Annotated in this window: 21 protein-coding genes; 11 read left to right on the forward strand and 10 right to left on the reverse strand. The window is 49.0% G+C overall.

Annotated elements, in window-relative coordinates:
* Positions 1-204: 204 nt before the first annotated feature.
* Positions 205-606, forward strand: coding sequence for a BON domain-containing protein (locus H6F68_RS03830; RefSeq protein WP_190556549.1), 402 nt, complete (start codon positions 205-207; stop codon positions 604-606).
* A 14-nt stretch (positions 607-620) separates the two neighbouring features.
* On the opposite strand, the gene H6F68_RS03835 is transcribed toward H6F68_RS03830, so the two are convergent.
* Positions 621-2,156: a response regulator gene (locus tag H6F68_RS03835; protein ID WP_242065317.1), complete on the reverse strand. Its 1,536-nt coding sequence runs from the start codon at positions 2,154-2,156 to the stop codon at positions 621-623.
* A 33-nt stretch (positions 2,157-2,189) separates the two neighbouring features.
* Entirely contained in the window at positions 2,190-4,040 is a 1,851-nt protein-coding gene (locus H6F68_RS03840; RefSeq protein ID WP_190556553.1) for a sensor histidine kinase, read from the reverse strand.
* Between the two features lie 542 nt (positions 4,041-4,582).
* Here H6F68_RS03840 and H6F68_RS03845 point away from each other — a divergent pair.
* On the forward strand, positions 4,583-5,395 hold the full coding sequence (locus H6F68_RS03845; RefSeq protein WP_190556555.1) for a 16S rRNA (uracil(1498)-N(3))-methyltransferase: 813 nt from the start codon (positions 4,583-4,585) through the stop codon (positions 5,393-5,395).
* Between the two features lie 13 nt (positions 5,396-5,408).
* Positions 5,409-6,488, forward strand: a complete 1,080-nt coding sequence (locus H6F68_RS03850; RefSeq protein ID WP_190556557.1) for a tetratricopeptide repeat protein — start codon at positions 5,409-5,411, stop codon at positions 6,486-6,488.
* 51 nt (positions 6,489-6,539) lie between these two features.
* On the opposite strand, the gene H6F68_RS03855 is transcribed toward H6F68_RS03850, so the two are convergent.
* The gene (locus H6F68_RS03855) at positions 6,540-7,013 is read right to left on the reverse strand and encodes a hypothetical protein (RefSeq protein WP_190556559.1); all 474 of its coding nucleotides are present in this window, start codon (positions 7,011-7,013) and stop codon (positions 6,540-6,542) included.
* A gap of 384 nt (positions 7,014-7,397) precedes the next feature.
* Here H6F68_RS03855 and H6F68_RS03860 point away from each other — a divergent pair, with 384 nt between their 5' ends.
* The gene (locus H6F68_RS03860; RefSeq protein ID WP_190556561.1) at positions 7,398-8,066 is read left to right on the forward strand and encodes a triacylglycerol lipase; all 669 of its coding nucleotides are present in this window, start codon (positions 7,398-7,400) and stop codon (positions 8,064-8,066) included.
* Here H6F68_RS03860 and H6F68_RS03865 read toward each other — a convergent pair.
* Positions 7,999-8,427, reverse strand: a complete 429-nt coding sequence (locus tag H6F68_RS03865) for a VOC family protein (RefSeq protein WP_190556563.1) — start codon at positions 8,425-8,427, stop codon at positions 7,999-8,001. The genes H6F68_RS03860 and H6F68_RS03865 overlap by 68 nt on opposite strands.
* A gap of 333 nt (positions 8,428-8,760) precedes the next feature.
* Here H6F68_RS03865 and H6F68_RS03870 point away from each other — a divergent pair, with 333 nt between their 5' ends.
* The gene (locus tag H6F68_RS03870) at positions 8,761-9,828 is read left to right on the forward strand and encodes an alpha/beta fold hydrolase (protein ID WP_190556565.1); all 1,068 of its coding nucleotides are present in this window, start codon (positions 8,761-8,763) and stop codon (positions 9,826-9,828) included.
* Positions 9,829-9,918: 90 nt separating this feature from the next.
* Here the strand turns inward: H6F68_RS03870 and msrB are convergent, their stop codons facing one another.
* Positions 9,919-10,335, reverse strand: coding sequence for a peptide-methionine (R)-S-oxide reductase MsrB (gene msrB, locus H6F68_RS03875; protein ID WP_399312741.1), 417 nt, complete (start codon positions 10,333-10,335; stop codon positions 9,919-9,921).
* A gap of 308 nt (positions 10,336-10,643) precedes the next feature.
* Between msrB and H6F68_RS03880 the strand changes: the two genes are divergently transcribed.
* From H6F68_RS03880 to H6F68_RS03890, 3 genes are all read left to right on the forward strand, one after another.
* The gene (locus H6F68_RS03880) at positions 10,644-11,861 is read left to right on the forward strand and encodes an ABC transporter permease (protein ID WP_190556569.1); all 1,218 of its coding nucleotides are present in this window, start codon (positions 10,644-10,646) and stop codon (positions 11,859-11,861) included.
* A gap of 55 nt (positions 11,862-11,916) precedes the next feature.
* Positions 11,917-12,636 carry an ABC transporter ATP-binding protein gene (locus H6F68_RS03885; protein WP_199299865.1) on the forward strand — a complete coding sequence of 240 codons (720 nt, stop codon included), beginning with the start codon at positions 11,917-11,919 and terminating at the stop codon, positions 12,634-12,636.
* A 136-nt stretch (positions 12,637-12,772) separates the two neighbouring features.
* Positions 12,773-12,991 carry a hypothetical protein gene (locus tag H6F68_RS03890; protein WP_190556571.1) on the forward strand — a complete coding sequence of 73 codons (219 nt, stop codon included), beginning with the start codon at positions 12,773-12,775 and terminating at the stop codon, positions 12,989-12,991.
* Between the two features lie 130 nt (positions 12,992-13,121).
* Here the strand turns inward: H6F68_RS03890 and ilvC are convergent, their stop codons facing one another.
* On the reverse strand, positions 13,122-14,117 hold the full coding sequence (gene ilvC, locus H6F68_RS03895; protein ID WP_190431142.1) for a ketol-acid reductoisomerase: 996 nt from the start codon (positions 14,115-14,117) through the stop codon (positions 13,122-13,124).
* A gap of 194 nt (positions 14,118-14,311) precedes the next feature.
* Here ilvC and H6F68_RS03900 point away from each other — a divergent pair, with 194 nt between their 5' ends.
* The gene (locus tag H6F68_RS03900; protein ID WP_190556573.1) at positions 14,312-14,863 is read left to right on the forward strand and encodes a GGDEF domain-containing protein; all 552 of its coding nucleotides are present in this window, start codon (positions 14,312-14,314) and stop codon (positions 14,861-14,863) included.
* Between the two features lie 417 nt (positions 14,864-15,280).
* Here the strand turns inward: H6F68_RS03900 and H6F68_RS03905 are convergent, their stop codons facing one another.
* Positions 15,281-15,718 carry a peptidoglycan-binding domain-containing protein gene (locus H6F68_RS03905; protein WP_190431140.1) on the reverse strand — a complete coding sequence of 146 codons (438 nt, stop codon included), beginning with the start codon at positions 15,716-15,718 and terminating at the stop codon, positions 15,281-15,283.
* Between the two features lie 327 nt (positions 15,719-16,045).
* On the opposite strand from H6F68_RS03905, the gene H6F68_RS03910 reads away from it, so the two are divergent.
* Positions 16,046-16,414: a hypothetical protein gene (locus H6F68_RS03910; RefSeq protein ID WP_190556575.1), complete on the forward strand. Its 369-nt coding sequence runs from the start codon at positions 16,046-16,048 to the stop codon at positions 16,412-16,414.
* Positions 16,415-16,526: 112 nt separating this feature from the next.
* On the opposite strand, the gene H6F68_RS03915 is transcribed toward H6F68_RS03910, so the two are convergent.
* The 3 genes from H6F68_RS03915 to H6F68_RS03925 all read right to left on the reverse strand — a co-directional run bounded on the left by H6F68_RS03915 (position 16,527) and on the right by H6F68_RS03925 (position 21,780).
* Positions 16,527-16,976, reverse strand: coding sequence for a DoxX family protein (locus tag H6F68_RS03915; protein WP_190556577.1), 450 nt, complete (start codon positions 16,974-16,976; stop codon positions 16,527-16,529).
* 71 nt (positions 16,977-17,047) lie between these two features.
* A complete protein-coding gene (locus H6F68_RS03920; RefSeq protein ID WP_190556579.1) occupies positions 17,048-20,356 on the reverse strand; it encodes an efflux RND transporter permease subunit in 3,309 nt (1,102 codons plus the stop codon).
* A complete protein-coding gene (locus tag H6F68_RS03925) occupies positions 20,356-21,780 on the reverse strand; it encodes an efflux RND transporter periplasmic adaptor subunit (RefSeq protein ID WP_190556581.1) in 1,425 nt (474 codons plus the stop codon). The genes H6F68_RS03920 and H6F68_RS03925 overlap by 1 nt, the downstream gene beginning before the upstream one ends.
* 113 nt (positions 21,781-21,893) lie before the next feature.
* Between H6F68_RS03925 and H6F68_RS03930 the strand changes: the two genes are divergently transcribed.
* Positions 21,894-22,475, forward strand: a complete 582-nt coding sequence (locus tag H6F68_RS03930; RefSeq protein ID WP_190556583.1) for a PadR family transcriptional regulator — start codon at positions 21,894-21,896, stop codon at positions 22,473-22,475.
* Positions 22,476-22,590: the final 115 nt, after the last annotated feature.

Raw genomic sequence — 22,590 nt, forward strand, 5'->3', positions numbered from 1 at the left:
CAACCCCCCGCTGAGGGACGGTTGCGTCCCCCAAATCCCCTGCAAACGAACGTAATTGTAAGTGTTTCGAGATTTTTCTTTTCTCGCTTCTTGACTCCTAACTTCTTTCCGCCTTCATCTCATACCAAACGAGAGATGCCACACTAGGCTCATCCAGTTTGTAATAGAGGATACGAGAACCTATCTCTCCTATGGGGTGGAATTATGACTTGGCTAGAACGGCACTTTGGGCAGGAGTGCAGTAAAAAATTCCAGTCGGAGACTCAGAAGCACCCAGACGAAGCGGGGATGACTCCTGGGCTTACAGGTGAGTATGACTTAGAACTCCGAGAGAAAGCGGGTATGCATCAACCTCCGCCTGCTCCAGAGCATATGGGTCTTGAAGGTGAATATGACCCAGCGGGTTTGGCGAAGCGAGTTGCGATCGCCTTCGATCGTGATCCCCAGATTAGTGAAATTGACAGCTTAGAAATTGACCAGAACGGGGGCACGATTATCCTCAAAGGCTCTGTGCCTAACTCAGAGATTCTGGAACACATCACAGGTATGGCAGCCAAAGTGGACGGCACCCAGGCAGTAGACACCTCACAAGTCAGCGTAGCTTAAGCCCATCCTGAGCCTTAGCTTTCTGGATTGGTCACTAAATTCAAGGGTGGTAGCTGCATCGTAAAAACTGTCCACCCGTGGCTGCTCTCGACTTGAATGTTACCTTGTAGCTGCTCTACGAGCCGCTTGACTAAGGCTAGGCCTAAACCAGTACCTCCTTGCTTCCACGGGTCAGCATGGGGAACCCGATAAAACTTATCAAAAATTCGCAGGAGTTCTGTTGGGGGAATTTCGGCTTGATTTTGAATAATTAGGCAAGTGAGAGGAACTGACTCAAAAGGTGGTGAAGTACTAGTCACCTGCTCTGCCTTCAGAATAATTTGGCCACCCGCCGGGGTGTACTTGCAAGCATTATTCAATAATTCGACTAACATGCGCTCTAAGCTGGCGCGATCGGTAATTAAGGGCGGAAAGTTTTCTGGCAGGTCAATCTTGATCACCTGTTGATGTTCTTGCAGGCGGGAACGGAAAGGCTCAATTAAGCTAGAGAACCAATCCTGTAAATTGAGCGCCTCTACGAGAAACGTGGGATAAGATGCTGCTTCTAAACGCTGTAAATCCAGTAGGTCGTTGATTAGGTCAATTTCACGAGCACATTCTGCTTTTAAGATTTCCAAATACCGCTGTTGGCGTTCAGCGTTGGTAGCGATCGTCAACATTTGCAGCGCCATTTTCATGTTTGACATCGGTGTCCGTAGCTCATGGGACACCGTGCTCAAAAAGTCATCTTTGAGTTGATTCAGTTTTTGTAATTCTGCTACGAGCCGAGCTTGTTCAGCCTGCTGGCGGATTGCTGCCTTGGCTTTGAGTTGCTCTGTGCGATCGCGGAACACTAAAATAGCGCCCATTACTAAGTGTTGGTCGTTCTGTAGCGGCGTAATACTGTACTCAATGGGAATATCTTGGCCGTCACTGCATCTGAGGCTGGTTTCTACAGCAGTTTTCATGCCCAGGCTGGCGTCAAAGAAGCTGCTGATGGGCTGCTGGAGGATGCTCTGAGTGGCTTCATCCTCGGTTTGAAAAACAGCGATCGCGGGCTTCCCAAGAGCTTGGGCTTGCTGCCAGCCAGTCAAACTTTCAGCCACGGGGTTCATGAACGTAATCAACCCTGTCGTGTCAATCGTAATCACAGCATCAGCGATGCTTCTCAAAACAGTTGACAGCCACTGCTCTCGCTCTTGCAACTGCCTCTCTAACCGATGCCTGGCTAAAGTAATTTCGATCGTTGTATTTAGTTCTCGTTCTTTAAAGGGTTTCAATATGTAGCCGTACGGCTGAGTTTGTTTAGCACGAGCTAAGGTGTCGTCATCAGCGTAGGCCGTCAAGTAAATAATTGGTAGTTGAAAGCGGTGGTGAATTTGTCTAGCTGCTTCGATTCCATCGATCGCACCTTTGAGGCGAATATCCATTAAGACCAAATCCAAGTGACTCTCAGACGCTCTCAAAATAGCTTCTTCACCAGAAGCAGCAACCACAGGCACTGCATAGCCAAATTTCTTCAATCTGTTTTGCAGATCTTTGGCGACAATGCTTTCATCCTCAACCACCATTATGTTTATACTTGTCATTTTCCTAGGTGAGTTTTAGTTAGAAAACACAATCTCAAATTTGACGCCATTACTCTGATTAATTTCAATAACCCCCTCAAGCTGCTGAGTTAGTGCGTTCACTAACTGCAAACCTAAAGAATCGGTGTTTTGATAATCTAAATCTTTTGGAAGACCAACTCCAGTATCACTGACCACAAGCATCAGGTGATGAGCATCTCTAAGACCAAAAGAAATACAAATTTCTCCAGTGTGCCCCTTGGGAAATGCGTGCTTGAGTGCATTTAATACCAATTCGTTAATAATTAGGCCGCAGGGGATCGCAGTATCCAGACCCAACCAAATTTCATCTATATTAATTCTTAAGGCGATCGCCTCAGAATTAATTTCATAGGTGTAAAACAAATTAGTCACAAGATCATAAATATACTCAGAAGCATTAATTCGAGCCATATCTTTTGACTGATATAACTTCTCGTGAATTAGTGCCATTGACTCAATTCGGTTTTGGCTTTCCCTAAAAATAGCCAGCGCCGCACTATCGTTCAGATACTGAGCTTGCAAATTCAACAAACTGGAAATAATTTGCAAGTTATTTTTAACCCGATGATGAATTTCCTTCAGTAAAACTTCTTTTTCTCGGAGCGACGTTCTCATATCTTCTTCGATTTGCTTACGGTTAGTAATATCAAAACGAATCGAAAGATACTGAAACGGCTGACTCTGTTCATTAAGGAAAGGCACGATGGTCGTATCAACCCAGTAGTAACTACCATCCTTAGCACGGTTCTTAATTTCCCCTTTCCAAACTTTGCCCTTGGAGATCGTGGCCCAAAAGTTTTGAAAGAAACCTAAGTCATGATAACTAGAGTTAATCAGGCGATGGTTTTTCCCAATCAGTTCCTCTCTGCTGTATTGGGATAGTTCACAGAACGTGTCATTAACATAATTAATCGTACCTTTTTGGTCAGTGGCAGCCACGATCGCTGCTTGGTCTAAAGCAAACTTAATATCTGATAATTCTTTCAAAGACTTTTGTAGTTTTGCCTCAGCCTGCCGCCGCTCAGAAATATCTTCAATCACAGAAATGAAATATTTGGGCTGAGTCGCTTCCCGCATCAGTGAAACAGTTAAATTAACCCAATTTGTAGAGCCATCTTTGCAGATGTACCGCTTCTCCATCGAGAAAGTCGAAATTGTCCCAGCTAAAATTTGGTGAACATGTCCCAAATCGGCGGCTAAGTCATCAGGGTGAGTAATGTCTTGAAAGGTTAGATTGAGTAGCTCTGAGCGGCTATAACCAACAATGTCACAGAGCTTTTGATTAACCCGCAACCATTGCCCATCCAAACCAACATGGCCGATCCCGACCGCAGCTTGTTCAAAAGTTGCCCGAAACCGTTGCTCACTCTCTCTCAGCGTGGCTTCCATGTGTTGCCGCTCAGCAATTTCTAACCTCAGTTCCTTGTTGACCTGAGCGAGCGCTGCAGTGCGTTCTGTCACCCGAATCTCTAGTTGGCTATGAGCGCCTTGGAGTGCTAATTCCGCTTGTTGACGTTCTAGAATCTGTTTCTCTAATTCCCGATTAGTTTTTTCTAACTGGGCAGAACTCGGTAAAGCTAGGAGTTTTGGCATTAGTGGGCCTAGTTCCAGAGCGGTGAAGAGAGACACTATGGCGGTGAAAGCCTTGATTGTGCCAGACACCCAATAAATTGGATGCCAGAGGGTCCAAACCTCTAAGATATGGGTGGTTCCACAAGCAATAATGAAAGCGCCAAAGAGCAGAAAAATCCACGGAAAAGGAATGTCGCGGCGCTTGTGGATAAAGTAAAGCAACAAAACAGGAATTGAGTAATAAGCTAGGGCGATCGCTAAATCTGAGACCACATGCAGCCAAAGTAAGTGGGGTTGCCATAGATAGCAGTGCCCATGTGGAATAAACTGATCCGAAGATAAAAAGTTGCTAAAAACTTCCCATATAAAATCTATTATTTTATTTTCATGAGTTCAGCTTTTGAATCATCAGTTAGTTTGCTTCATGATGAGCATTGCCAGGATTGACTTTATCTAAAAGCAAAGAGATCTTTAGTAGTTTTCCTGAACCAAGAAATCTAAATTATAAAGTTTGAATTCTAGGGATTAGAGAGAGGTGGTTCTATCTCAAACTTTGTTCTATCAACCGTCCCAGTACAGCCGTAATCGTACGGAAGTCATTGAGTAATCAACCATTTCATTCTTTTTTATGTTTTGGATTCACTTCCCTGCTCTGGCAAAAAGCTTATGTAGATTCACGCGAATGTAAAGCGGGCTTAAGCACTGGTCAAAACCTACCTCAGTTCCAGAAACCTTTTGAACCTTAAAATAGGCCGAAAAATAGATAAATCAGAACACTAAGTGGCAGGATAGAAAAGTTGGCTTAGGAGTATCGCTTGGCTGAGTTGCAACGATTGGCGATCGCGCCCACTCAACTGCATCAAGAACAAATTTGCTTAACCGCAGAGCAACAGCATTACTTGAGTCGAGTCTTGCGGCTCCGCTCTGGCGATCGCTTTATTGCCATGAACGGACAAGGTCAGTGGTGGCTAGCAGAGCTATTGGCGAGCCCAGATCAATCACTAGAAGCACAGATTATTCAAACTTTGACGGTTGATACTGAGTTGCCTATTGCAATCATGCTAGTTGTGGCTTTACCGAAAGGCAGTGGATTTGATGAGGTGGTACGACAAGCCACCGAACTAGGCATTAGCTGCATCGCGCCTGTGATTAGCGATCGCACCTTGCTGCATCCCAGTCCCCAAAAACTAGAACGTTGGCGGCGCATTGCTCAAGAAGCAGCGGAGCAGTCCGAGCGACAAGTGGTGCCTACGATTCTGGAACCCGTCCCACTAGCGCCTCAACTTCAGCAATTGCTAGCGACAACTCCGGGCACACCTAAGGCTGTTGGGTACTTGTGCATCACTCGCTACGATGCCCCCCATCTGTTGAACTGCTTACAGAGAGATTTAGGGTTTGGGAATCAGCAACCGTCGCTGTCTGCGCTATCCTCAATGGTAATTGTGACTGGGCCAGAGGGTGGCTGGACAGAGGCGGAAGTTGAGCAAGCGATCGCGCTAGGATATCAACCTGTGTCCTTGGGGCAGCGCATTCTCAAAGCTGTCACCGCTCCCTTAGTAGCCCTCTCTCTAGTCGCTGCAGTGGCTGAGGCCACTCCGAGTCCCATCTCCACCACATTGACAGGGTGAGCTGAAGAAATATATGACTGAGCTGGAACAAGTAGCGGCTGCCTTTGACAGCAAGGACTATCGCACTGCCGCCCAATTGCTGAAAACCTTGCTACAGCGCATGCCTGAGAATCCTTGGGTGCAGTTGTATCTAGGGCGCATGCATGAAGTATCAGGGAAGCTAGAAGCGGCTGAGACAGTTTATCGGCAGCTCCTCCGCAACTCACTGCATCCCAAAGTGGCGACGCAAGCTCGACAAGGGATACAACGAGTGGAAGCGATTGTAAAAGCGCAACGACAACAAGCGATCGCTGAAGCAACGGCTGACCCTGCCAACACAGAACTCGGATTTTTGATGCTGGCCCCAGTGACGGGGGAAGCCAGAAACGTCGCCGCCCAGAATTTTGCTCGCATCATGAAGCTGGATGCCTATACCGCCCGGATGCAACTACCCAGTCGCAGTTGGCAACTGTACCGCACTGGGCCAGTTGGGGAACTGCAAGTCTATGGCCAAGAGCTACGTAACGCTCAGATTCCTGTGCATTGGGCGGGTTTAGCTGAAATTGAAAAGTTGCGCGTCTTTCGCGTCCTACATTTTCAATCAGTTGCTCCCCAAATTACTGTCGTTTGCCACAACGAATTTGATCAAGTCGGGTCACTCACCTTTGAGTGGTCAGAGGTGACGCGGCGGGTTGAAGGACTCCTGCCTATTTTTGGCGATGTGATCGATCAAGGAGCTTGGGGCAAGCTGCAATGGAAAGAGCAAACCCAAGACTACGCGCATGTTTGGGACTTGCATATTCCGGGCCGTCAGTCCATCCTACGGTTCTGCGACAGTAACTATCTGTTTCAAGAAGATGCTGCGATCGCTGACCAGGTAACGTCCCAGACCACCACTCGAATTAACTGGAACCACCTGATCGCGTTTCTGAATCAAAAATTGCCCAATCTAGAGACTTGGTCAGATTTCACAGGCTTTGCTGAAACTACAGCAGACCATATTCCCCCCTTAAGCCGCATCAAACCGCAAATTGACATAGAAAGAAAAGCAGAGACCCATTGGGACCCTGCTTTTCAGCTCTATAGCGCTTTGGTATTTTTGCAGTCAAGTTGAAAAAGACTTAAAAGAGGCAAATTAGGAGAGGAGAGCCTCAAAACCTAGCAACTAGGTAGGAACTTTAACTTGGCGAGCCATATCCAAGAAGGAACTCATGTTAGGGCCAGGACGACGGCGATCGCCAAAGCTAGAAAATGCGATCGCAGGTTCAGACTGCTTTTGACCGTTCTGGTTGTTAGTAGCGACAGGAGCGGGCTGAGCAGGAGCGGGTGGCGTTGCTTCAGTTTTCGCAGCCTCAGCCTTGGCAGCCTTTCTGGCTTCAGCCTTCCCAGGTTGAGCAGCGGGCTCTGGCGCTTTGGGAGCTTCAACCTTGGCAGGTTGGGTTTTCACGGGTTCAGCTTTCGCAGCTTCAATCTTGGCAGGTTGCCCATTCGCTGAGGAGTCATCAAATTCCATGAAATAGCCTGACTTCCGCTTAGGCTGTGGCACAGCACTGGGCGCATCTGCGGATGACTTCTTGTTCAAGAAGCTAGTTACAAAGGCCAAAATTCCATTAATTAGTTTCTTAATAAAACCGAACATGATACCCGCTCCTACCGTTGGTCCTGATGAGTTGAATGAAAACCTGAAAGATTGAAGCTAGCTGAGACTTAGAGCTGCTTAATCTGATTGATTTAATTATGAAAATTATGAAATTTTCTGATTCAAAAGCACAAGATTACTCAACATTAATTTACAAAAGTTTATTGACAGCATAAGGAGTACAAATACTTATCTCCCAAGAGCTAGATTAAGCCAAACTGCTTTTCAGACTTTTAGGTTGCTGCTCAGAATCAACTATTTGCCCTTAGCTTTTACCCTTAGCTTTTGTCTTTAGCCAGTCCGTTAGCTGTCCTAACTCAAGCTCAAAATTGCGATCGCTACTGTCTAAGCTAGAAGTGTAAGCAGAACACATTAAGGAGTTGCATGGGTTTTCGCCATCCAGTGTTGCTAATTCACGGCATTAACGACACCGAAGCTGTTTTTCACTCCATGTCTCGTCACTTAACTCAATTAGGTTACTCAGTCCACAGTCTTAGCTTAACGCCTAACAACGGTCATTTAGGCTTGGAACATCTAGCAGCTCAAGTTTCTAATTATGTAGCTAGAACTTTTGCACCGGAGCAACACTTTGACTTAGTTGGCTTCAGTATGGGTGGCATCGTTAGCCGTTATTACGTGCAGCGCTTAGGTGGCATCGCTCAAGTCAAGCGCTTCGTCACCATTGCTTCACCCCATCAAGGTACCTGGCTCGCCTATGGCTCCGAGCGACCTGGTTGTGTCCAAATGCGGCCTGGAAGTGCTTTTTTACAAGACTTGAATCAAGATGCTGAGATCTTGAAACAGCTCAACTTCACCTCCATTTGGACCCCTCTAGACTTGATGATTGTGCCTGCGAATAGTTCACTGATGCCTGTGGGTCAAAGTGTGCCAGTTTGGGTGCCGAGCCATGCTTGGATGGTGTCTCATCCCCAAAGTTTGCAGGCAGTTGCTTCCTGTCTCCAAACGCCACTCCAGGGTTCTGGCTCTAGCGATCGCCCACTTGAGCAAAGTCGCGATCGCCAAAAATTGCCGCTGGATGGCAGTAGAACTTAAATTCCAGCAGATTGTGAAAGGGATCTTCAAGAAAGAAGGTACGGTGCTCTAGAGGTAAACCTGTGAAGCGGCGTTTTGGTTCTTGATAAAAGCGCAGTTGCCGTTGTTGCGATCGCTCTAGCAGTTCTTCCCAATCGGATTCTGAGGTAAACACCAGCCCAAAATGCCTGGGATAAATGCCCCGTTGCGGTGTGAGTGGTTCAGAAGTCGTGTGAGCTACCAGTTGATGCCCGTATAAGTTGAGGATCACAGAGGTAGCATTTTCGCGCCCCACCGTACATCCCAATCCTTCCGCATAAAAGGCTTTGGTTTGAGCAATGTTAGTTACTGGAAAAGCCAAGTGAAACAAGACAGGATTCATAAACTTTAATTTCAGCAAACTACCCTTCTTAAAGATAGTTTGCGATCCAGATATTCTTTAGAATTTAGAGTTTGAATCAGGCCTGGAACGGTGCCAGAAAATATTAATTCGTTAAGTGAGACACAAAAAAATTAATTAGGAATACATATTCAAACCATTGTTTCAGATACTACATCAAACTCCACAGAAGTATTAAGAACTGCGTGCAATCTCTCCCAAGCCATCCTAGATTATGGTCTGATTTTTTACAGGTAGACTGCTCAATTCTGCTTAACCTAACCACATGATTGCAGACAGTGCTACCGCTAAAAAACAGTCACTCAAAGTTGGCCTATGACTAGAATTTACTTTGCTACTAACCGCCGTCCTAATCGAGCCGTAGACCCTGATGACTTTGGTAGTAACTTTAGCGACGATGGTTTAGCAAATTTACGCTTTGGTCGAGCCGAGGTGTCAGGCAGCAACTTTGATCAAATTCAGATTCGAGTCGCTTCTGAGGACTTATTGGCAGACCCACCTGTGTTGGGTAGCCAAGCCATCTTTGAGCAGGTGCGTCAACAGATGGCTCAGACAGGTGAAGATACCATTATCTTTATTCATGGCTTCAATACTTCCTTTCGCGGAGCTTTAAGTCAGGCAGCTCGGCTACACCAAGTTTTGACAGCTAACGACCCCATTGAGCCGACACGTCCCCTGCGGCTGAATATGTGTGTCTTTTCCTGGCCGTCGGATGGTTCCTTGCTGTTGACCAATCCGCGATCGCGCCATGCTGTCGCTTACAAAAACGATCGCCTAGATGCTGCGGCCTCTGGGGTCGCCTTTGCACGCGCCTTCTTAAAAATGGCTGATTTTATTAATGATATTAATCAGAACTCTCAGCCCCGCTGCAACCAACGATTGCACCTGATCGCTCATAGCATGGGGGCTTATGTGTTACGAGCTGCCTTGCAAGAAGTCAAAAAGCAAGTCGTTCAGTTACCTAGAATCTTTGATCAAGTGTTGCTAACGGCAGCCGATGAAGATGATGATGCCTTCGATTTTGACTACAAGCTATTTTCCTTGCCTCGCATTACTCGCCGCACTAGCGTCTACTTCAACCGCAACGACTTAGCTTTGTGGGCTAGCGACACCCTAAAAGGGAACTCTCCCCGCTTGGGCACCGATGGCCCTATGCAACCACAACAACTGCCTCGCAACGTCTACCCGATCGACTGCACCGATATCATCTCCCGCATTACCGATCCCACCGAGCATGGCTATTTTACGACTGTGCCGCGAGTCGTGACTGACATGCGACAGGTGATTCGTAATCAAATCCCAGATGAAATCCGGGGGCGACGCTATATCCCTGAAACCAATCGCTATCGGTTGCTCATGGGACTCGACCCCCAAAATCGCTAAGACCAATCTCCCCCAATCCACTCTCCCAAGCCAAAAAAACTATAAATCTGTCTCCCCTTCCCTAGTAGGGAAGGGGTTGGGGGTTAGGTCTCAAGTTGCCTGACTAGGAAGAAACTTTAGTGAAACTCCATTCATACAGTAGCGCTGCCCTGTAGGCCGAGGACCGTCGTCAAACACGTGACCGAGATGCCCCCCGCAACGGCGGCAATGTACCTCCACTCGTGTCATGAACCAAGACTTATCAGTAGTAGTCGCGATCGCATCCTCAATCGGAGCGTAGAAGCTAGGCCAACCCGTACGGCTATCGAATTTAGTTTCAGAAGTAAATAGTGGCAACTCACAGCCCGCACAGATATACGTGCCTTTGCCATATTGCTTATCGAGTGGGCTAGTGCCAGCCCGTTCTGTTCCATGCTGACGCAGCACTTGAAACTGTTCCGGCGTCAAAATCTGCCGCCACTCTGCTTCTGTTTTAGTAATTTCAAAGTTTTCGTTGGTAGTTGTCATAGCGCTTGAGTTCCCACGTAAATAAGATAAGCCCCAGGCCGAGCCAACAATTGCCGCACCCGCCCAGATAAAGTTTCGTCTCTGCATTCCTCCATTATGAAGTCTATGAAGCGGCTGATCAGCCAGCTAAATTCAGCTAGCAACTTTTTGGAGGGGGTTTGGAGGACGCAACCGTCCCTCAGCGGGAATTTGGGGGCAAGCGCCCTCAAGATCTTAGCTCTAGTCTAATGAACAAGACATCTCGCCTGTACGCTAGGGTGAAGTTGTAGTCAGCTCAAGTTCTACCAAGCCCTTTGTGAGGTCACAGCATGGATCCGCTAGAAAGCGTCAAGATGGCAGTCACCACCCTTACTGCCAACAAACTGCGAAGTAGCCTGACCATGCTCGGCATCATTATTGGCAACGCTTCCGTGATTGCGATGGTAGGAATTGGGCAAGGAGCCCAGAAGTACGCTGCCGAGCAGTTTGAATCCTTAGGGCCGAACGTGTTGTTCATTGTGCCTGGTTCTAGAGAAGCCCAGCGCTCCACCTTCGAAGTTCCCAAAACGCTGGTCCTGGCTGATGCTCAGGCGATCGCGACTCAAGTTCCATCTGTCAGTGCCGTTGCTCCCCAAATCAACAGTCAGCAACTAATCACCTATCGCAATAAGAACAGCAACTCCATCATCATTGGCACCACACCAGAATTTCTCACCGCCCGTGACTTTGAAGTCGGCCAAGGCCGCTTTATCAGCCAACTGGATTTAGAACGCAATAACCAAGTCGTTGCACTTGGCGCTGAAATTGCCGAAAAGCTGTTTGGCAGTGAAGAACCTGTCGGTAAACAGATTCGGATTAAAGATGTCAGCTTTCAAGTCGTTGGGGTGATGGAGGCGAAAGGAGCATTTCTGGGCAACAACCAAGACGACACGCTCTATATCCCACTCACCACCATGTCCAGCCGCATTGTGGGGCGCACCTCTCCCTATGGCATCGACTTAACCTTCATTGTCGCCTCGGCCAAAAACGAGAAAAGTGTGGAAGCTGCCCAGTTTCAAATCACCAATTTGCTGAGACTGCGACATAAAATCGCTGGAGATGATGACTTCACGGTGCGATCGCAAAAAGATGCCTTGGAGGTAGTGGACAACGTCACTGGAGCGCTGACCATTATGCTAGCGGCGATCGCAGGTATCTCCCTTTTTGTTGGTGGCGTGGGCATCATGAACATCATGCTGGTATCCGTGCGAGAACGCACCCATGAAATTGGCCTCCGCAAAGCTATTGGCGCAACCCAGCAAGACATCCTGATTCAGTTCATGATTGAGTCAGTGATTTTAGCTGCGTTAGGAGGCGCGATCGGTACCTTTATCGGAGTTGGTGGCATTGGGTTAGTGGGTGCAGTTACTCCCTTAAAAGCAGGCGTTTCCCCGATCGCAATTCTGGTTGCAGTGGGCGTTTCGGGTGGCATTGGCTTGTTCTTCGGAGTTGTGCCTGCCCGTCAAGCCGCGAAACTAGACCCCATCGTCGCATTGAGAAGTGCATAAAGCGCATAAAAAAATGCATCGGAAAATTGCTTAAGGAGCTGTAGGAGCGATCGCCATGCCAAACTCTGTGATTATCCGACTAGAAGATATTGCGAAAACCTACGGCTCCGGTGAAACCGAAGTCCGAGCGCTCGCAGATGTAGACTTGGTGATTGAAAAAGGAGAATATTGCTCCATCATGGGCGCTTCCGGTTCCGGGAAATCCACCATGATGAACATGATTGGCTGCTTAGATCGCCCCACATCTGGCAGCTACTACCTAGATGGTGTTGATGTTGCTCGCCTTGGAGATGCCGAGCTCGCCCATATCCGCAATCGCAAGATTGGGTTTGTCTTCCAACAATTCCATTTATTGCAGCAACTCAGCGCTTTAGAGAATGTGATGCTGCCGATGGTTTACGCCAACGTCCCCAACGACGAACGCCGCGATCGCGCCGTAGAAGCCCTGAAACGGGTGGGCTTAGGGAACCGCATGAACAATAGACCCAACCAACTCTCTGGTGGACAACAACAACGAGTCGCCATTGCCCGTGCGATCGTCAATCGCCCCGTCTTGCTCTTGGCCGATGAACCTACAGGCGCACTCGACACCCGCACTACCAAAGAAGTGATGGACATCTTCACCGAACTCAACGCCAGTGACATCACCATCGTCATCGTCACCCACGAACCCGATGTTGCCCGACTCACCAAGCGCATCGTTTGGTTCCGCGATGGTCAAGTACTGCACTCCCACCTGCAACCCGAAGAACTCGGTCAAGTTGCAGCCGCATAACCCTAATTCGCAATTGAGTTGATAGCAGACTCAGCAATTTAAATAATTATTACGCCGCTCTTAATGAGACGGATGGCCTGAAGTTGAAGGGAAAACTGAAATTGAGGATGCGCGTTCCCTTTAGGTAAGTTCCACCATGTTTCGCAAACTGCCAATCCCATTCATTTTGCTGGTCGCCATTTTATTCGTAGCGCTAGGCGACAGCTTTTTACCCCAGCCCTTAAGTGGAGCCAGCCTCAGCACCCGTACTGCTTTGAACTCCGCGATCGCAGGTATCTTTCCTTCCTGGCGACCCAAAACCAAACCCTACGAACGCACTGAAAAAGCCTTAGAACAAGAACAAAGCGCTCCCTAAGCTCTAAAACCTATCCATAGAAAAACTGAAAGAAAACCAAACCCTTTCGGAGGGGGGCTGGGGACGCAACCGTCCCCAGCGGGGGCCTCAATGGGGATTTAGGGGCAGGTGCCCCCAAGTCCTCCTACACTTAGGCTTCCTTCAACCAGCTAAACATCGCCCGCAGATCCTTACCCACGTCCTCAATGGGATGTTCTGCTTCCTGACGACGCATCGCTGTAAACCCAGCCTTACCCGACTGGTTTTCTAGCACAAACTCACGGGCAAACTGACCCGACTGAATTTCACTCAGCACCTTCTTCATCTCAGCACGAGTGCTGTCCGTGACAATGCGAGGACCACGAGTCAAGTCACCATACTCGGCTGTGTTGGAGATGCTATCGCGCATCTTCGCCAAGCCACCTTCCACAATCAGATCCACAATTAGCTTCACTTCGTGCAAGCACTCAAAGTAAGCCAATTCTGGTTGATAGCCAGCGTTCACCAACGTCTCGAACCCAGCCTTGATCAGCGCACTCAAACCACCGCACAGAACCACCTGCTCACCAAATAAGTCAGTTTCAGTTTCTTCACGGAAAGTAGTTTCTAGAATGCCACCACGAGTGCCACCAATGCCTTTGGCATAAGCCATCGCGAGATCGCGAGCTTGACCAGACGCATCTTGATACACCGCAAATAGAGCAGGCACCCCTTGGCCTTGCTCATAAGTCCGACGCACCAAGTGACCAGGGCCTTTGGGCGCAGCCATCACCACGTCTACATCACTAGGAGGCACAATCTGGCCGTAGTGAATGTTGAAGCCGTGAGCAAAAGCGAGAACTTTGCCTGCCTTCAGGTTGGGTTCAATCTCTTCTTTGTAAACGGTCTTTTGCACTTCATCAGGTAACAAGATCATGATGAAGTCAGCCGCAGCCGCAGCATCAGCTACGCTTTTAACCGTCAAGCCTGATTCTTGGGCCTTTGCAGCAGATTTGCTCCCTGGATACAGCCCGACGATGACGTTCATGCCACTATCTTTGAGATTGAGAGCGTGGGCATGACCTTGAGAGCCATAGCCAATGATTGCAATGGTTTTTCCAGCTAATAAGTCTAAATTGGCATCAGCGTCGTAATACATTCGAGCCATATCGGGTGTCTCCTGACCGCATGCGCGTGATTCTCTGCAAACTCTTAATCTTATCAGACTTCTGTCTCAGGGTCGTTGCGAGCAAGTAAGGTTAAATTCTAATCAAATCGCAAAACAAGGCACTCCCTGTCGCCCGTCAAAACCAGCTCCAGAGTTAGTTGTTATTTGAGCTTGAAATACATTGCTAGAGCAAAATGGACCATCCAGACCATGATCCTTTAACTGGCTTACCTACTCTGAAGTTAATGCAGGAGCACTTTGCCCATTTGGTGGGTGAGCAGGATCAGTTTGGAATGCTTTTGTTAGACATTGATGGATTTATCCTCTTTAACGATCGCTATGGTCATCAAGCAGGGGATAACAAGCTCAGACAGCTTGCCCATCTGATCTGCCAGGTAACGCCAAAAGATGCAAGCGTTTTTCGTTCTGGTGGAGATGAGTTTGTAGTTTTTCTAGGTAGAAGACAGATGGCAGAAGTTGCCTCAATCGGAATGAAAGTTTGTGGCATGGTCAGACAGCACTTTTCATTCGTACCCCCAGCGGAACGCTCCTACTGTTTTCCCGACAGAAGTTATCTCAAGATTCAAGCTGCTTTCACAGTTTCATGCGGAATTGCTTTTTATCCAGCACATGGCAAAAATTTTGTTGCTCTACACGAAGCAGCATCAACAGCGATGTGGCAAGGCGGCAAGCGGTTGCATGGAGGAGTCCTGGTTGTAGCAGAGTTTAAAGATGACTGCTGCTAATTAATCTAGCCAATCAGTCGCAAGTAGATAGCTTTTCTAATTTTGTACTAAGGCTGAAGCAGAGAATCAGGCACCACCTCAAGCCCTGGAACTTTGGTTCGCTCAAACTCTCAGAGATGCGTTTGCATTCTCACATGCAGGTGGGTACTGCCCACTCAAACAAGTGATGGAAGTAGAACTGCTAGAACGCTGAAGCTACTGGGGGTTGAGACAAATGCAGATCAACACGCTTAGGCGATCGCCGTTTTCTCTCAACTAAAACTACAACCAGATGCCCTGGAGGCTTACCAGAGACTAACTCAGGTGGGTTGGCAGCTATTTGCTTTAACCTGTAGAAAAGCTAAAAACGCAAAAAACCCCCTGAGTAGGGGGATGAGAGCAAGAAGTTCGTCACAATGATTAAGTTTAAGCAGTTAATTAGACTACTTGTTGTAGGGCTTCCTCTTGGAGAGCATTGAAATCTGCACCACGAGGCAGACGCTTTTTAGCTTCTTCGTCCAGCTTTTTCCGAACGGTTAAATTAGCAATTCCAGTTGCTGGCAAGCTATAGGTTTGTTGGAAGGTCTTCATGGCTCGCAGAGTCAGAGGACCGTAAAATTCGCTTACAGGTAGCTTAGCATTGACGGTTAGATTCAAGCTGTACTGGAGATTTTTCACGATTTGTCCAGCTTTAATTTCTGTTGCGGCATCTAATCTGCCTGTGATTGGCAAGCTGTATTGGGCTTGAAATTCGCGTAATGCCGCCTGAGTGTAGATATCTAAGGTAGCGTCGTAGTTGCCGTTAATGCCGTTGGGGCCTAGATTATATCCCAATCCATCCAAAACTTCTTTGATTTGAGTTAGAGAGTAAGCCATGATGCAATTCCTGCTGCTTGAGTAAGGGCTTGATTGATCTCAAGTTAGCTTTGGCAGCACTGCTGTCACCTCCTACGGTGTGGTCATCCAACCGCATGAGCTTGCTTTACTCCTATTGGATTGAGGAAATGTCGCGGATGAGAGTGAAGTTGTTTAGTTGCTAAAGTTATTTTTCGGTGATGTGAACGTATATAAAAGCACTAAGCGATCGCGGATTTAACTGAAAATTCCTAAGGAGCAAAATAAGCCGTAAAAACAGGCTTGATTGGAATCCCAGGATCGCGTAAGAATACTAAATCCAAGTTCGCGACTTCACACACAGTAAGAATGAATACACAGCCAGATGACCAGCCTCATTCTGGGAGTACCGATACCGCGATCGCTCAGCAGTTTAGTCAGGCCGCTGCTCGGTATCAACGTTTTTCTAGTTCTTTCAGTCGTACGCTCAACCCGCTCTTTAGTTTTTGCGATTGGCAACTGGTACCGCTAGAGCGAGGGGTGGAGCTAATTATTACTTGTACGAGTAGCAATGTGCGATCGCAGGTGATCAACAGTTTGCTACCCATTTCAACCAGGCTACAAAGCTTGTTTGGGTGTTCTAAAATCCAGGTTTTGGGTGGGTCTTATCCGTTTGAGACGAGTACGGATGAGGTGATCCGTCATCACCGTTATTGGAAGCGGTACGACAATCGTTAAGTATTTGCTAAGAACCAAGCCATTGAGGGCGTTTGCCCCCCAACCCCCGCTGAGGGACGCAACCGTCCCTCAGACTCCCTCCAAAACAAATTAACTTCCGTTGTTTACTAAATTAGTGCGTCTTCGCTTCGGGGAAGGAATTAGGGATTAAGTCACTTCCTGCTTGGGTTTCTGGGTTACGGGTGTACCAGTAGGCCCAGGCAATCAGTACAGCTTGGAGAGGAAGCCTAGCCCAGTACAGAGCTTGGTTTTGGGGGATCCCGTCAATCTTGATGTTGTGCAATGTCATGTAGATATTGGCAGGGAACACCGCAATAAACAGGGAAATTAAGCCCCAAGCTGCTGCCACACTAACGAAGGGAATCATTAAGCCAATGCCTCCCAGAATCTCAAAAACGCCACTGATGTAGACGGAGGCGAAGGGGGGAAACGGTGGCGGTACGATGCGGGCGTATTGTTCTGGTCTGACGAAGTGGCTGATGCCAACAATAATCAGACAAACCGCAAAGATACCCCGAAGGATTTCTTTGCGGCGATAACGGGATTGAGAGGCAGAGGGCATAGAAACTCTAGGAAACGCTAGCCCAAAGATAGCGATCGCTTCTCCGTTCTGCGTCTACCAAGAGTTAGCTTTTAGCGTCGCCCGGAAACTGTAGGAGGGGGTACTTCCACAGGAATGGGTTGAGGAGCCAAGCGCCGTTTGCGTCCGAAGCCACCATGCCAATCATGGAGCAAGGTGTAGAAGCAGGGAATGATAAATAGAGTGAGCACTGTAGCAAGGGACATCCCAAAGAAAACCACGATCCCTAGAGGCTGCAAAAATTCTGACCCTTCTCCAATTCCCAGCGCGAGGGGAAACAAGCCTAGAACGGTGGTGACAGTGGTCATCATAATCGGACGTAAACGTTGAGGAGCGGCGGTGAGAATGGCGGTGCGGCGATCGCAATCCTCTTCTTCCCGGATCTGATTGGCTAGTTCCACCATGATGATGGCGTTGTTGACCACAATCCCCACGAGCAAAACGGCTCCAACTACGACTGTGGCACCGATCGCGGTTTTGGTGACGTACAGACCTAAAATGCCACCTGCTAGCGCTAAAGGCACAGTCAGCATGATCACCAACGGATCAATCAGGGAGTTGTACTGCACCGCCATGACCACAAAGACCAGAAACGCAGCCAGCCCACCCAGGGTCTTCAGAGAATCTTGCAACTGACGACTCGACTCCGCCGCAGAGCTAGGCAACACTGATACTCCTTCGGGTAGCTCAATTCCAGCTAGGACTGCATTGACTTCCTCCAGGGCTGCGCCCAAACTAGCTCCCTCATTCAAGCTGCCTGCAATGATAAATACTTGCCGCTGGTTGATGCGCTGAATTTCACCAGGTGCTTGACCTTCTTCAATCCGAGCCACATCACCAAGTCGAATCCGGCGGCTATCTTCGACAAACAAGGGAAGTTGAGCCAATTCAGAGGCTTGCTGGATTGCTGTCTGATTGAGTTCTACTCGCACATCCACTAAGCGATTGCCTCGCTGGAGTTGCGTGGGTACTGAGCCTTCTAGGGCAGTTTGAATGGTGTCACCAATATCTTGAGTCGTTAAACCGACAGTAGCCAGACGTTCCCAATCTGGACGAATCTGTACTTCGGGTTGGCGTTCATCTGCATCGGGTCGGAAGCTGGCGAGAGCAACGCGATCATCTAAAGCTTGCAACGCTTGGCGTCCAGCTTGGCTCAGTTGTTGAGCATTCGGGCCTTGGAGAATTACATCAATTTCTGCCCCTCGCACCGGAGAGTTATTTAGCACAATGCCTCGCACTTGGCCAGGATTCAACCGCAGTCGGATACCAGCCAAATTTAGTTTGTCAAACTCTTTGCTGACTCGAGCTACATAAGCTTCAACATCACTCCCAGGCTTGAGCGTCACCGTGCTGGTAGCTCGAAGTGGGTTGGCACTGGTATTGCTGCCAAACAAAGACCCCCCCACCGTCGTGAAGGCGTAATCTGTTTCAGGCTGTTCCAGCAGAATTTGATCGACTCTGGTCATCACCTTCTGACTGGTTTCTAGCGGGGTGCCTGGGGGAAACTGAGCCGATAAGTTGGCTTGACCTGTGCTGATGCGTGGCAAAATTTCTTGAGAAATTTGACCTGCCATCCATAAGCTGCCGCCGCCTAAAACGACAATGACGATCGCAACCACGACCAATCGGTGACGCACCACTTTGGCTAAAGTATTAGCGTAGCTACGAGTGGCTGAGTCGAAGCGTTCGTTAAATTTCCGCAATACCCAAAAGCGATCGACATGACTCGACCAAGGCAGCATCAGCAGTCGCGCCGAGAGCATCGGCACCACTGTGACGGCAACAACGAGAGAAGCAACCACCGCAAAGCAAATGGTGAGAATTAATTCGTTGAAGAGTAAGGAGACAAAACCGCCAATCAGGACAAATGGCAGGACCGACACTAAGTTGGCTCCAGTCGCTGCCACCAAGGAAGACTCAACTTCTCGGCTACTCTCCTCAACGATTTCATTCGCGGCTTGGGTCGAATACTCAGTTGCAGTTCCCTCGCCTGCACTTTGCCTTGATTCTGCGACTCGCTTATTAATGTTCTCCAAAATGACCACAGAGGTATCCACCGCTTGGCCAATACTAATGGCGAGCCCCCCTAGACTAAAGACGTTGAGGGAGAAACCAGACAGCTTCATCACGATCGCCGCTGCCAAGGCACACAAAGGAATCGTGAGGGAGATAATGAATGTCTGTCGTAATGAACCTAAAAACACCAGAACTGAGAGAGCTGCTAAACCTGCGCCTGCTATCCCGGAACCTGTCACATCGGAGATGGAGTTACGAATAAAGCGCGACTCATCCAAGGTTGGACGGATCTCTAAGTCTTCTGGAATCAAACCAGACTGCTTGAGGGCTTCCAGCCTTTTTTTGACACCATCTACCACTGCAACTGTGTTGGCATCGGGCTGCTTTTGCACGCTGACTTTAACGGCAGGCTGGCCATTCAGCGCCACAAATACACGCTGGTCTTCATTACCGTCAATAATCTCAGCAAAGTCTCGCAAGTAAACCCGACTAGTCAGAGGAGAACTTGCAGAGGAAGTACTGTTCCCCCCTTGTGTGGTTCCGCTACTAGGTGCTTGGTTCGTAGCGGAGCTGCTGCCTCTCGTTTCAAATGACAAATTAGCAATTTCGTTGGCGTTTTGAAATCGGCCCACGGTGCGGGTCAGCGGTTCTACACTAGAGCCTAGAATGCGACCTCCAGCCACATCGACGTTGCGATCGCGCAGGGTATTCAACACATCTGTCAGCCCCACACCAGACGCTTGCAGACGGTTGAGATCGATGTTGACTCGGACTTCTTCGGCCACACCACCGGAGACATCGACAGAAGCAACCCCAGGGACAACGCCTAACTCACGGGCTAGCTCTTCATCAGCAAACACGCGCAAGTCCACACTTTCACGGGAAGGCGAAGTTAAAGCAAACTCATAAACAGGTAATTGCGACGGATCAACCTTAAACAGGCGCGGCTCTTCTACCGTCTCTGGCAAACGCCCCCTAGCTCGGTTGAAGGCAGCCGTGGCTTCATTCAGAGCTTGGTCAATATCACCGCCTGGTTGAAAGAATAGGTCTAAGCTCACCTGTCCTTCGCGCGTTTGGGAATAGACTTGCACCACTCCCTCGGTTGCAGAGAGCGCTTCTTCCAGGGGCTTGGTGACTTCATCAACGGCCACTTCTGGGGAAACTCCCGGCGCATCGACTCGCACCCCAATCCGGGGATAGGTAATGGAGGGCAGCAGATCAACTTGCAGCGTCGTGAGAAAGAAAATTCCCACCACAATCACGGCCAGAGTCAGCATCAGGGTACCGATATGCTGACGAATCGCGATCGCACTGACGCTAAAGCCTTTGGGTTGAGGAGCTTGCATTACCGCTGTTTCCCTTGGTTTGGATTAGGTTGAGTCGTTCGGGTAGGCTGGGTGGTTTGAGTGGGTTGAGTTGGTTTTTGAGTTCGGCCAGGTTGAGTTTCTGAGAGAATGCTCAGACGCACTGGAGCACCATCTTTCAGCGGTCGGCCACTGCGAGCCACAAACTCTTCCCCTGCTCGCAAGCCAGACAAGATTTCCACTTTGCCGTTGGCTTGCTGGCCTAAGGTGACAGAGCGGGCCACGGCTTTGGGTTCTTGGGTATTGCCATCCACGACAAATAAAGTGGCATTACTAGTGGCGTTATTGCGCTGTTGCTGACCTTGCTGGTCTCGCTGACCTCGCTCTGACTGAATGGCCGATTCTGGCACTACGACCCGTTGCGATCGCCCCTGCACAAAACTCACTCGCGCAAATAGCCCACTACCCACACGACCATTCTCGTTGGGAATCGTAACTTCAATCGGGACGTAAAGAGCATTTGCCACAGGCGTAATCCGAGTTACTTCCCCGCTAAAGACTTGATTGGGAAACGCATCTAAGCTCACCCGCACGTCTTGACCTTGGCGAATGGTGCCGAGTTGCTTATCCGCGACGTTGACGATGACTTTAGCGCTGCTCAAATCACCCAAGCGCAGAATCTCGGTGCCTGGTTGCACCAAAGTGCCTGGGTCCATTTCTCGCTTCAGCACGACACCTGTCACCGGGGAACTCAGCGTTGCATAAGATTGCCGCTCGTTCGCTTGAGCCACCACAGCCCGCTGAGCGGCCACCCGCCCTTGAGCCGCCACCACTGCCTGCTGCCTGGTGCGAACTTGCTCTTGAGCCGAGCGTAGAGCTTGAGCCGCAGTACGAGCTTCAGTCTGGGCTTGTTCAGCAAGCTGAGCGGCGATCGCTCCTTCACGCAACAACTGTTGGAGCCGCGCCGCATCGGATTGGGCTTGTTGCAGTTGGAGCCGCGCTTCTTCCACCTGCGTCCTGGCATCATTCACTTCTGCCTCAGCTTGAGCCACTTCCGACTGACGGGTAGCCAATTCCGCTTGGGCTTCTGTGACTGAAGTAGCCAACAGCGAAGCATCTAACTGGGCGACTGTCTGGCCTCTACCCACCGTATCCCCCGCATCAACGAGGAGATCGAGCAATTGGCCTTCCACTTGAGCCCGCAGAGACACTTCCCGCAAGGGCTGAGTTGTTCCAGTAAATTCCAAATTTTCTTGCAAGGAGCCAGTTTCAGCGATCGCCACATCCACTGGAGTTGGGCCACCGCGTGCCCCTCCGTTCTGCTGCCGAGGTGCTTCTGCATCTGCTTTGGTGAAAATTCCGCAGCCTGATACAGTTACCAGCAGCATCAGCAGCAACGCTCGACTGGCCAGCAGTAGCGGAAATCGTTCTGAGGTTTGAGGCTTTACGTCAGCAGACTGTGGCATAACTTGAACGAACCACTCGAACGTCGTTTCTGAAATTTTAACTTTGCTTTACAAATTTCGGTACACTTACTAGGTATATCAATTTGTTATAAGCAAATTCTTTGAATTAGCCCATGCTTGAACTAGCCGCTCTCGGACTTCTGCAACAGCAACCGTTGCATGGATATCGCCTCAAACAGCAGCTAGAGCAGTTTATGAGTGGTTGTATTAGCGTCAACTATGGGGCGATTTATCCCTTGCTGAAACGCTTAGAGGACCGGGGTGACATCATGACTCAAACTGAGGAAGCGAGTCAGGGAGGCCCCAGCCGGAAGATCTACCAAATTACATCTCAAGGACGCGATCGCTGGAAGCAAGAAATGATGGCTCACCCCCACGAAAGTTGGGTAAATGCGCGATCGCGGTTTTGCATCAAGGTTTTCTTCTTTAGCCACATAGAGCCGGCCGAGCGGCTGAAGTTAATTAAGCACCGCTTAATGACTTGTCGGTTGCGCTTAGAAAGTCAGCAAGCCGAGCCAACGCCGAGTGATCCGTACCAAGCGGCGATCGGGCAACGATTTGAGATGGTGTTGCAGGATGAAATTCAGTGGTTAGTCCTGCAACTACAACAGGAAAGGCTGGACAGTTTGGACAGTCCACCTCAGCCTGCATCCATGAGCCTAGATAGATTTACGGCTTATAGCGAATTCTCTTAAGGCCAACGCTAAAACCCAATTTGCTGCCACGATAGACTGATTCATGATTTAGTGATTTAGTAGAAATTGGCACAGAGGACACACTTAGAGTCTGTCAAGCAACCAACTCTGCTTT

The sequence above is a fragment of the Trichocoleus sp. FACHB-262 genome, assembly GCF_014696035.1.
Taxonomy (GTDB): Bacteria; Cyanobacteriota; Cyanobacteriia; order FACHB-46; family FACHB-46; genus Trichocoleus.

Bases quoted from the DNA above. Each gene is read 5' to 3' on its own strand.
- H6F68_RS03830 (WP_190556549.1), top strand. From the start codon at position 205: ATGACTTGGCTAGAACGGCACTTTGGGCAGGAGTGCAGTAAAAAATTC.
- H6F68_RS03835 (WP_242065317.1), bottom strand. From the start codon at position 2,156: ATGGTGGTTGAGGATGAAAGCATTGTCGCCAAAGATCTGCAAAACAGA.
- H6F68_RS03850 (WP_190556557.1), top strand. From the start codon at position 5,409: ATGACTGAGCTGGAACAAGTAGCGGCTGCCTTTGACAGCAAGGACTAT.
- H6F68_RS03855 (WP_190556559.1), bottom strand. From the start codon at position 7,013: ATGTTCGGTTTTATTAAGAAACTAATTAATGGAATTTTGGCCTTTGTA.
- H6F68_RS03860 (WP_190556561.1), top strand. From the start codon at position 7,398: ATGGGTTTTCGCCATCCAGTGTTGCTAATTCACGGCATTAACGACACC.
- H6F68_RS03865 (WP_190556563.1), bottom strand. From the start codon at position 8,427: ATGAATCCTGTCTTGTTTCACTTGGCTTTTCCAGTAACTAACATTGCT.
- H6F68_RS03870 (WP_190556565.1), top strand. From the start codon at position 8,761: ATGACTAGAATTTACTTTGCTACTAACCGCCGTCCTAATCGAGCCGTA.
- msrB (WP_399312741.1), bottom strand. From the start codon at position 10,335: ATGACAACTACCAACGAAAACTTTGAAATTACTAAAACAGAAGCAGAG.
- H6F68_RS03880 (WP_190556569.1), top strand. From the start codon at position 10,644: ATGGATCCGCTAGAAAGCGTCAAGATGGCAGTCACCACCCTTACTGCC.
- H6F68_RS03885 (WP_199299865.1), top strand. From the start codon at position 11,917: ATGCCAAACTCTGTGATTATCCGACTAGAAGATATTGCGAAAACCTAC.
- H6F68_RS03890 (WP_190556571.1), top strand. From the start codon at position 12,773: ATGTTTCGCAAACTGCCAATCCCATTCATTTTGCTGGTCGCCATTTTA.
- ilvC (WP_190431142.1), bottom strand. From the start codon at position 14,117: ATGGCTCGAATGTATTACGACGCTGATGCCAATTTAGACTTATTAGCT.
- H6F68_RS03900 (WP_190556573.1), top strand. From the start codon at position 14,312: ATGGACCATCCAGACCATGATCCTTTAACTGGCTTACCTACTCTGAAG.
- H6F68_RS03905 (WP_190431140.1), bottom strand. From the start codon at position 15,718: ATGGCTTACTCTCTAACTCAAATCAAAGAAGTTTTGGATGGATTGGGA.
- H6F68_RS03910 (WP_190556575.1), top strand. From the start codon at position 16,046: ATGAATACACAGCCAGATGACCAGCCTCATTCTGGGAGTACCGATACC.
- H6F68_RS03915 (WP_190556577.1), bottom strand. From the start codon at position 16,976: ATGCCCTCTGCCTCTCAATCCCGTTATCGCCGCAAAGAAATCCTTCGG.
- H6F68_RS03920 (WP_190556579.1), bottom strand. From the start codon at position 20,356: ATGCAAGCTCCTCAACCCAAAGGCTTTAGCGTCAGTGCGATCGCGATT.
- H6F68_RS03925 (WP_190556581.1), bottom strand. From the start codon at position 21,780: ATGCCACAGTCTGCTGACGTAAAGCCTCAAACCTCAGAACGATTTCCG.
- H6F68_RS03930 (WP_190556583.1), top strand. From the start codon at position 21,894: ATGCTTGAACTAGCCGCTCTCGGACTTCTGCAACAGCAACCGTTGCAT.